At 53.7% G+C, this 10,594-nt stretch carries 6 protein-coding genes; 1 reads left to right on the forward strand and 5 read right to left on the reverse strand.

The genetic code is table 11. The features are described from left to right. Positions 1 to 5: 5 nt before the first annotated feature. From HH215_RS18435 to HH215_RS18455, 5 genes are all read right to left on the reverse strand, one after another. Complete coding sequence (locus tag HH215_RS18435; RefSeq protein WP_169281240.1) at positions 6 to 2,462, reverse strand: hypothetical protein; 2,457 nt, start codon at positions 2,460 to 2,462, stop codon at positions 6 to 8. Then, positions 2,432 to 3,595: an SGNH/GDSL hydrolase family protein gene (locus tag HH215_RS18440; RefSeq protein WP_169281241.1), complete on the reverse strand. Its 1,164-nt coding sequence runs from the start codon at positions 3,593 to 3,595 to the stop codon at positions 2,432 to 2,434. Before HH215_RS18440 ends, HH215_RS18435 begins: the two co-directional genes overlap by 31 nt. Before the next feature lie 11 nt (positions 3,596 to 3,606). Continuing rightward, complete coding sequence (locus tag HH215_RS18445) at positions 3,607 to 4,677, reverse strand: Gfo/Idh/MocA family protein (RefSeq protein WP_169281242.1); 1,071 nt, start codon at positions 4,675 to 4,677, stop codon at positions 3,607 to 3,609. A 331-nt stretch (positions 4,678 to 5,008) separates the two neighbouring features. Continuing rightward, the gene (locus tag HH215_RS18450) at positions 5,009 to 9,823 is read right to left on the reverse strand and encodes an invasin domain 3-containing protein (RefSeq protein WP_169281243.1); all 4,815 of its coding nucleotides are present in this window, start codon (positions 9,821 to 9,823) and stop codon (positions 5,009 to 5,011) included. 33 nt (positions 9,824 to 9,856) lie between these two features. Then, positions 9,857 to 10,036, reverse strand: coding sequence for a hypothetical protein (locus tag HH215_RS18455; protein ID WP_169281244.1), 180 nt, complete (start codon positions 10,034 to 10,036; stop codon positions 9,857 to 9,859). Between the two features lie 200 nt (positions 10,037 to 10,236). Between HH215_RS18455 and HH215_RS18460 the strand changes: the two genes are divergently transcribed. After that, a complete protein-coding gene (locus HH215_RS18460; protein WP_169281245.1) occupies positions 10,237 to 10,566 on the forward strand; it encodes a hypothetical protein in 330 nt (109 codons plus the stop codon). Positions 10,567 to 10,594: the final 28 nt, after the last annotated feature.

Genomic DNA, 10,594 nt, shown 5'->3' on the forward strand with positions numbered 1-10,594 from the left:
TCGGTTTACCAAGTCACTTCCATTTCGCCGCTAATATTCGTAATAACCAACTTGTCCCCGAATACGCAATCCTTCAGATCCAGGTAGGCATGATCCGCTCTCACCTCGACATTTCCCGCGATCAGGCTTGCTAACGGCGGATAGATCGTAACTGTAGCCTCTCGCAGGCCGGTGACGTGGATAAAGCGTATCGAGCTTTTCCTAGGCGTAGGAACCGGCATGTATTCTCTGCAGAAGACGGTCGTCGTCTCCCGTTGATCGACGAAGATGCGGCACTCTTCATGGTACGTCCGGTCCAAGGAATAGGCGGCTGCGCCTTGTCCGGCTCTGATCGTCTGACCGGTGATTATCGGAACCCCGTCGGGGAAACGCATGCTCAGGGCAACCGAGGTGTCTTGCCGGCAACCCGTGAAATAAAATCCGTTGTCGTGGCGAGAGACGAAGAGAAGAGCCGGCTTATTCGTTTCTTCATGCTTGATCTGATTCAGCTCATATCCGAATTCGGCGAGCAATAGCCGAACTAGAATCGAGATATCCGAGTAGCCATCCGGTTGCCGTACGGGCAGCTGCGTCACTTCCCCGCCTTCGAATGGCAATGCCCCCCGCACCCAGCCGACTTTGCCGCCGTTCCACTCCGGCAACTCCCTTGTCAATGCGAGGATTCGAACTTGATCATCCTGGGTGGCTGTCGCGCATACCTTCGTGTGCCGATCGTCCGCATCGTCTAGAATTTCGTTTAACGTGCCCCCGCCGATCAACGGATCGTGCTTGAATATCCTGGAGGCCGCGACATCGCCGAGTATCATGTCCGGCCGTAGCGTGGAAGCAAGCTCCAGTTCCCCTTCAAGACCACGAACCTGCCGGATGTTGAGCAAATCTTGCCACTGCGGATCGACAACCGCCCCGTAGATAATCGCCTTGCCGCCTTCCTGAACGAAGGAGGACAGAAGACGGGCATTCTCTCCGATAAGACCGGAAGCCGGAGCGAATACGATCGTCTCCCGCAGCTTGCTCCGCCCTTCGCCCGTCAATACCGCGAACTCGTCCGTGCTCAGTACGGTATTGAGAGGCAAGCCTTGATTGATCGCATTGCGCACGAACCACTCTTCGAAGAAAATCGTCTTCGCTTCGTTCTCCGACGCCGCGACAGCCTCATGATATTCCTTGAACGGATACAACCAGGTCAGAATGCCCGCTTGATCGGGGAAGTCTTGAATGGCTCGGCTTAGATGGGGGATAATTTCCGCCGGACAATCCGCATTCAGCTCGCCCTTCTCCGTGTCGATCGTCAGCAGTTCGATGATACCGGGATTCTCAAGCTCAGCATCGCCGTTCATCCGGGCGACGGTCAGCGGACAATAAATGTCGTGCGGCTCTCGATCGTAGAGATCCCGCCAAGGATTCTGCCAGAACCATGGGTCGTTCGGATAGAAGCGGTACGGATACGTGTCTCCGGGCAGCACCGCGATCCTGGACATGTGCGAGGCCATCTCCAGCCCGAAGTCGAAGTTGAGGGCCCCCCACGGCGAATTCGGCGGCGGGTACTCGATGTATTTTCTCTTGTACAGCTCCGCAAGCGGAACGAAATCTTTGGCGAGATCCATTCCCGTTCCGAAGTTGGTGCCGCGTACCTCGGTACGATATCCGGGGCATTCCCGTTTGAAGTGCTCCCAGAACGACAACGTCCGGCCGGTCAGTTCTTCGTGATTCGCCAGCGGCATCGAAGCGCCGTCGTAATTCGCTCCCAAGTACGTCCAAGGAAAATAAGAGAAGCCGAAACCGTTAGAGAACCAAATATAATCGAAACCGAGCTCCGGCAGGAAACTGGCGCATTGTCGTCCCAGAAACTCCCCGAAAGGCGTGCCCTCGGGAATGCCTTCCGGATAAGCCGCATACGCGATCCGATCCTCCCGCAGCTTCGACCAAGTGCAAATCACGGTGTAGTCCGCCTTTAGCGCGACCTCCTTGCCGCCAAGCTCGGCATGATTGATCTCCGGATGAAGCTTGTATTTGAAATCGGAATACGCGAATTCGGGGCCGGCGTCGAACGTGGCGCCGACTTCCATCCGGAGCCCGAATTTCTCGGCGGCGATCCGCTTAAACGCGGCTACGATGAACCGAAGATCGGCATAGGTGATCGAACACGCATCGGGCCGGTAAAGCTTGGCCACGCGGGGATCGTTCTTGTCCGTATGTCCGAATTTATCCTCGTTCGCAAAGCCGATATAACGTCCCCATTCGATCTCGTGGTTCCAGTTTCCGTCCCAGACGAGAATTTCGCTGCCGTCCGCCACCCACAGAAGCATCGAGCAACCGTCCGCCATTCCGATCAGAGGCATCCATTGCCGTATCGCCTCTTCGCATACCGCTTCGATAGCGGAGGGCTCCATGCTCGTAAAAGGCTTCAAACTCATCTCCAGCGTTACTCGGTTTAGCCTTTTGATCGGATTTGCTCGTTCCATTTCCCGTCGTCCCTTCCCGTTTGTTGTTCGATGACGGCATTCAGCAGCTCGGCAATGACGGGTCGAAGAGTCGTCGCCATGCGGTCGTATCCCAAGTCGGACGGATGTATGCCGTCCGTCGTGCAATCCTGGGGATCCTCGCCAAGCAGCAACGCGCCGTCGAAGAAATGAACGTTGCGATCTCCCGCCGACCGCCGCCGCTCGACCTCTTCGCGCTGAATCCGCTTGCGCTCTTCCCTACGGGAAGTCAGTTCTCCGTCGAACGCTTCTCTCGCCAGACAAATTTGCGACAGTACGAGAATCGGAACGTCGGGATGGCGGTCGCGATAGATCCGGATAAATTCGGGCAATGACTCGGCGAGTCGCTCTGTACTCGGCGTGTTGGCTTCGTAATCCAGAATCAGCAATCCGGGCGACTCGATCAGGCCGATCAAATGGGCGAGCTCCGGCTCCCCTTGCGCGTTGCCGGAGAATCCTAGATTCACGAATTCCAGCGGAAACATCCGGCTTAGAATATTAGGATAAGCCATGCCTGGTCGGGTCGCGCATGCACCGTGCGTAATCGATGTTCCATAGAGGAGTACCTTCTTATCGATGGGAAAACCCGGGAAGGCTGCGATCTCCGAAGAGGAATCGACGCCGATGCTCAGTTCTTGTACTCCTTGATATAAGGGGAGATTCAGTGTAATATCTCGCATCTCCCTCGCAAGCGAATCGAACAGTACGGATTCATACTCCGCTTGGGTAAAGTCGAACCGCGAAGTATTGATATACCGCTGGTCTCCGATCGTCCCAATATAACAATCCACGCCGCATTGACCCGTAGCGGCCATCTGATACATGCTATAGGAGTCCACTAACTTCACCCGCACGTATAGATTCGGGGAATCCGTCCGAAAACGGACTTGAACGCCGGTCGTATAATTCGCCAACCTATCCACTTCAGGCCGAATAGCATGGCTAGGATTCACGGGCAACCTACGGTAGATGCCATCCCGGTCCAGCCAAGGCAAGCCCGTCACGCGGAACGGCGCTTCCAGCGCCGACAACCATTTCAAGTCCAAACCCGATATACCGCCTATCCTCAAATTCTTGTCTGCTTGGTTCTCGTCCTTGCGACCTGCCCCGCTCATCCCGTCATCTCCTACTTGATGGCATCCATCATCATTTTGAATATGGCTAGATCCTGCAAGTAATCTTCCGGCGTCGTCTTGGGAGGCATTCCCGCCGCGGCCACTTGGTGAAAATACTCGAGCTCGCACGTATAAGCGTCCTTGTACGTAGGGCGGACGACCGTCTCCTCCAGGCCATCCCCGAACGTCTCCCTGATCCGCAGCGTTGTCGGCAATTGCCGCAGGTAAGGCGTATCATATTGAACGAGAACCGATTTTTTCTCCCCGTACACCTCAATGTGAGCATCGAAACGTCCTTGCTGATCTACGCCGGTCTCAAAGACCGCATGATAACCATCGAACTCCAGAATCGCGGTTTTGAATCTGCCTCCGTGCGAGGATACGACCGCCTTCACGCTTCTGGGAACTCCGAGCATCTCCCGCATCGCGGAGATATCATGACTATTCAAACCTAGCAACAGGCCGTATGCGGCATAAGTCTCGGGGGACTGGTCGCCGATGGCTTCCCTCATGAGACGGGCATTCCTCGTCTTGCGATCCTGGACGGCTTCGGCCGGGATATCGTCGAAGCGGTATACTCGAGTACCCGATTGGCTTGTGAAGAAAGCGTTCGGACCTATAATATCCCGTATCCTCGCATAATTGATTGGCCCCAGCGTCCGGACTTCTTCCAATGCCCGAAGATAAGCCGGCGCGAACCGTCTCATGTAGCCGACCATCACATGGGCGTTCGAGGCATCCCGCGCTTGGATAATCGCTTGAACTTCCTCCTCGGTCACGCACATCGGCTTCTCGACGAATACGTGAATGTTTCTTTGCAATGCCGCCACGGTACAATCGGTATGGTATTCCATATTATTCAGTACGAATACGGCATCCAGTTCGGTCTGTTCGAACATCTCCGCGGCATTCGGATACAGGTTCCCGACCCGATACTTCTGTCCCATCTTCGCGAGCAGCTTCGGTGAAATATCGCAAAACGCAACCATCTCGTAAAGCTCCGGCAGCGATTCCAGAATGGGCAAATGTATGATCTGGGCTACTTCACCAACGCCGATAACGCCGACTTTCAACTTCTTCATCTTGCGCTCCCCTTTAATCGTTTTCCTTTGAGCACGACGTGCTGATCAGTAACGTGAATGCCGAGCATCGTCTCGGCAACTTAAATCTACGCGTCGCATTCGGCCGTGTACACTTCAAATTACGTCGATTTCTTCGATAATTGGCTTCCCGATATCGAATCCATCGCTAATAATAGAAAAAGACTTCTCCTGCGGCCGTTACCGCATTCGAGAAGCCTTTGCTTGATTATGCTTGCCGAGACGTCAGAACACTTTAATACGTCCGCCAAAGAATTCGATATGATTTTCACCTAACGTATTGAGTAGCCCCGTCTCGCCTCCCTGTTTCCTCTTATCCATTGATTAATCCTGCTTTGATTAGCATCCGGTATAAAAGCACGGTCGTCTCGGCTCGAGTTAAGAGCTGCCGCGGTCGTAACTCGTCTCCATACCCCTTCACTAAACCTTCATGAATGGCTGTCCGTATATCGTCGCTCGCCCAGCTCCCGATTTGATTGCTATCGGCGTAGACGGATAAGTCATCTTGCACTCCGGTATTGCTAGTCACGGAAACGGTATCCGCTAGCTTAAGCGCCCGAACGATCATGACGATCGCTTCTTGACGCGACACCTCGCGATTCGGACCGAAAGTTCCGTCTTTGAAACCATCCATTATTCCGTAGGCTCTGACCGCCGCTACGGCGCCTTCGTACCAACTCGTCTTGCTGATGTCCCGGAAGCCGACTTGATCTCCGCCCATCGGCAAGCCCAATGCTCTAGCAAGCAATGCCGCGAATTCAGCCCGAGAGATCATAGAATCGGGATTGAATCGTTCGCCGACTCCGCCGTTTACGATCATTCTACGATTCATGTCGCCAATTTCGGTTGCCGCCCAATGTCCTTCAATATCGGTTAGATTGGACGTCTTGGATACCAATACGTAAGCGCTATTCGTCATACTGCGAACAGCGGCAACTTGTTGCCCGTCTATTTCGGTAAATTCCGTCGGTACAGGACGCAGCCCGTGCTGTTGATCCCAAGCCATGACCGTCGAAGCTTTTCCAGCAACGCCAGCCTGCAAGAAAATGACCCTCTCCACATAACGGTCAAAGCTAGCAATCTCTCTTTTCACGCCTTGGCCGATCACGGTTACGTCAAAATGAATCGGATCCCCGACTAACCGGAAACCGCCTCTATTAGCTGCTTCCTGCAGTCCGGCAATCCCCGCGACATTGCCGCGCGCGATCGTAATTTGAACTTCCGCGGCTTTCGTCCAATTAGATTCCCGACTAACGACCTCCGCTAGCGGTAAGTGATACTGGCCTTGACGAGTTTTCAATATAATCGTAGCCGTCTTATCCGCGAGAAGCGAGATAGCATCGCCCGTTAGCCGCAAAGAGATTTTGCTAGCCTCGTCCTCGATCGAAATCGATAGATTCGCTCTAGTCGTAGCGGAAGATACATCAAGTGCCTTCTTAATAATATCTTTATCCAATAGAACATCGATGGACTTCGTTCCGTTCGCGTCTATTTGAAGAGTGGCGATTTCGGGCACCTCGCTATTATTGATCCGAATCGCGATCGTACGAGCTGGCGATGGGCTTGAAGGGGTTGTCCCGCCCGTAGAGGTCGTAGGCCTCGGATTGGAGCTCTCAGCCGAACGAACTACGTTGAGCCCGTATTTCTTAACCGAACCGTCTTGTGCTTGGACGCTAACCTCGAACGCGTTATTTCCCGTTGCCAGCGAATACTCGCCGGAAACCGAATTGGAGGCGACCTGCACTCCGTTCACATAGACGGTAGAATAGACATCCGAGGTTGTCAGCAGCATTTTCAATCCAGATACCGAATGACTGACCTGTATGTTATAACTCGTTGTTCCCGGATCAAAGACGAAATTTACCGTCCCGCCCGTCCCCGTAAACTGCCAGTCGGCCAAGTTCGCATTGCCGCTCATCGGAACAATGTTCAAAACTTCAATCAAGCTAACGTTAGCGTTGCCCGCCGTATCTGCCGCATAGACGGAATAAATCCCATTCTCATGTACGGTAAAATGATCCGTGATCTCCACGCCCATCGTGTCGAAATCCGAGACGGAACGGCTTCCCGGCGCCCACTTGATCAATGAAACGCTATTGAAGTCGCCGTATACCGACGCCGTGACGGTAATCGTCACGTTGCCGAAGGTCGGAGCGACAGGATTCGCTTGCAGCTCGATTTTCAGAGGCTGGTTGTAAGTAAAATTAATCGTCACGCTTTCGGTTAAGGTTAGACCGCTTGCCTCTTCCTTAGCGGTATAAGTCACGCTCTCTGCCGCCGTATTGCTCACCTTGAATACAGCTAACCCGTCAACATCGGTCACATCGTACACGGCCTGAATGACCGATCTTCCGACATCGGCTTGAAGCAACACTCGCTTGCCCGCGATCGGATTGTCGTGATCATCCTTGAGCTTTACGAAGATTGAAGCTTGGCTGACGCCATCCGCCCGAACGAATTTATCGCTCGCGATAACCGTGGAGCGAACCGCGCTTACGTCTCCATGGAGAAACTCTACGCTAGCTGTCGCCGTTATGGGATTGTCATCGACGCTTGCGCTTATGGTAGCAATGCCTACCGTTGTCGGAGCTGTCAGCATCGCCGTATATGTACCATTGTTATTGTCCGTTACTGGGAGGCTAGCCGAACCTGGCGTCTTTGTGATGACGACCGTCGCTCCTCCGGTTGTCAGCGCATTACCTTGCGCGTCTTTCAACTTCACCGTAACCGTCGTCTGGCTTACCCCGTCGGCGGTCAGCGTCGCGTCCATCGCTTCTATCGTACTGTTCGCCGTCGACGGTGCACCCGGCACGAACTGTACGCTAGCCGTCGATGCAATCGCCGTACCTCCAACCGTTGCGCTAATTGTAGTCGTGCCCGCTGTCGTCGGGGCCGTAAGCGTTGCCGTATACGTGCCGTTGTTATTGTCCGTTACTGGGAGGAAAACCGAACCTAGCGTCGTTGTGATGATGACCGCTGCTCCTCCGGTTGTCAGCGCATTCCCTTGCGCGTCCTTCAACTTCACCGTAACCGTCGTCTGGCTTGTCCCGTCGGCGGTCAGCGTCGCGTCCTCCGCTTCTATCGTGCTATTAGCCGTTGATGCCGCACCCGGCACGAACTGCACGCTAGCCGTCGACGCAATCGCTATGCCTCCAACCGTTGCGCTAATTGTAGTCGTGCCCGCTGTCGTCGGGGCCGTAAGCGTCGCCGTGTACGTACCGTTGTTGTCGTCCGTTACGGGGAGGCTAACCGTGCCTAGCGTTGATGTTATCGCGACCACCGCTCCTCCGGTTGTCAGCGCATTCCCTTGCGCGTCTATTAGCTTTACGGTAATCGTCGTCTGGCTTGTCCCATCGGCGGTCAGATCAGCATCTCCCGCTTGTATCGTGCTGTTCGCCGTTGACGGCGCACCTGGTACGAACTGTACGCTAGCTGTCGACGTAATTGCGCTGCCGCCAACACTTGCGCTGATCGTCGCAATACCTACTGTTGTAGGAGCCGTCAGTGTCGCCGTATACGTGCCGTTGTTGTTATCCGTTACGGGGAGGCTAACCGAACCTGGCGTCCTTGTGATGACGACCGCCGCTCCTCCGGTCGTCAACGCATTACCCTGCGCGTCCTTCAACTTCACCGTAACCGTCGTCTGGCTTGTCCCGTCGGCGGTCAGCATCGCGTCCATCGCTTCTATTGTACTGTTCGCCGTGGATGGCGCTCCCGGCACGAACTGCACGCTAGCCGTACCCATTATCGCGCTGCCTCCGACGGTTGCGCTGATCGTTGCCGTACCTGCGGTCGTCGGAGCCGTCAACGTCGCCGTATACGTGCCGTTATTGTTGTCCGTCACGGTGCTGACCGTGCCGAGCGTCGACGTGATCCCTACCGCCGCTCCTCCGGTTGTCAGCGCATTGCCCTGCTCGTCTTTCAACTTCACCGTAACCGTCGTCTGGCTTACCCCATCGGCGGTCAGCGTCGCGTCCTCCGCTTCTATCGTGCTTTTCGTCGTTGATGGCGCGCCCGGCACGAACTGGACGCTGGTCGTCGCCGCTATCGCACTACCTCCGACACTAGCACTAATCTTCCCTGTTCCTACCGTCGTCGGAGCCGTCAACGTCGCCGTATACGTGCCGTTATTGTTATCCGTTACGGCGCTGACCGTGCCGAGCGTAGACGTGATGCCTACCGTCGCCCCTCCGGTCGAAATTACATTACCGTTCACGTCTTTCAATTGTACGGTTATCGTCGTCTGGCTTGTCCCGTTAGCGGTCAGTGTAACCTCGCCCGCTTGGATCGTGCTATTCGCCGTTGACGGAGCAGCCGGCACGAACTGTACGCTAGCCGTATCCATTATCGCGCTGCCCCCGACGGTTGCGCTAATCGTTGCCGTACCTGCGGTCGTCGGAGCCGTCAACGTCGCCGTATAGGTGCCATTATTGTTGTCCGTTACGGAGCTAACCGAACCTAGCGTCGTTGTGATAGCCACCGAAGAGCCTCCGGTCGTCCAATCCGTGCCTTGCGCGTCTTTCAGCTTCACGGTGATCGTCGTCTGGCTGACGCCATCCGCGACTAGACTGGATTGCGTGCTTGAAACCTGACTCATTGCCGGAGATAACGAATAGTCCGGAATCATATAGGTCCTGAAGACAAAATCAGAACCGGGAGACGATGAGTCTCCTCCTGGATAAGGATTGCCGTTGGCTTGGTACCAAGAATAGCTGTTATTGAGCCCTCCGACTTCCGCGGAAGCAACCATTCGATACTTCGTATTCTTTGTCAAATAGGGCAATGACCCGGAAAAATCGAGCGACACCCAACCCTCCCCGGATGCCTGCGCCGTAGCAAGCGGCGTCGATAGATTGCTTTCGTTATAAACGCTAAACAGGATATTTCCCGGCGAACCAGAAATTCCGGCGATGCGGAGATCAATCTTATCGAGATTGCCTGAAATCGCTGGGGTAAACGTCTGATATCTTTTATAATCTAAGTTGAAAGCAGTATTCCAGGAACCCGTCTCCTGCGATTGATCCAAAATCGCCGAACCCGCCCCGTAAACGGATCGATCGGGCGACCCGCCTACAACTATCATGATACTAAGAACAATTGCGACCCATCGCTTCAAAGCTTTCATCATATCCCCCACTCTTACTAATCGAATAAGAACGACCTAAAATTCAAAGAACCCCGCCAAAGTAATCCCTCCGACAATCAACGCCGCTACGAAAAAAATTCCAAAATACCATTTTGTAAATTTTAGCCCTACGCCTGGGCCGTCCCACCATAGCTTTCCATAGATAACGGCTCCGAGAATCATGATACTGATAAAGGCTATGAAAGCATTAAACATATTTATCCACCTAAACCTTTCAATAATTTAACGCAATTAATGAGTTTTGTTAAAAAGATAAAACAATTTCTCTCACCGCTCCATACCTACAAAGGAATATCTTTCTCTACCCCTTTGGAGGTATGGAGTTTTCCGTTATCCGGCTATATGATATCGATAGATTTGAAGTGGAAGGCCGATACATGAGAGGGGATTTATAATTGTCAGCGATAGTTCGTCCCAGAGGTAGCTCTGCGGCATTGGTTATCAACTTGATAAGCCATTGTCTCTATGTCGTATCGATTCCGATCGGTTATTTTTTATCCATGTTCTCCGTCATGCTGTTCGATGCGCCGGACTCCGAGCAACGCTGGACGATATGGGCGTTTTATTACGCTTTGAAAGTGTATCCGTTCATGGTCGTTGCCGCGATCGTTTTGGCCTGGATTTTCTATAAGAAGAGATTTTACAAGTGGACTTATCCAGTGAATGCAGTTCCTGTTGTAGTGATTATCGCATGTGCCGGACTGATGGTTGCTTTCGGCGATTAACCCCATTAATAGAAATGCCTCTATCGAT

It is taken from the genome of Cohnella herbarum (genome assembly GCF_012849095.1).
In the GTDB taxonomy this organism is placed as follows: domain Bacteria; phylum Bacillota; class Bacilli; order Paenibacillales; family Paenibacillaceae; genus Cohnella; species Cohnella herbarum.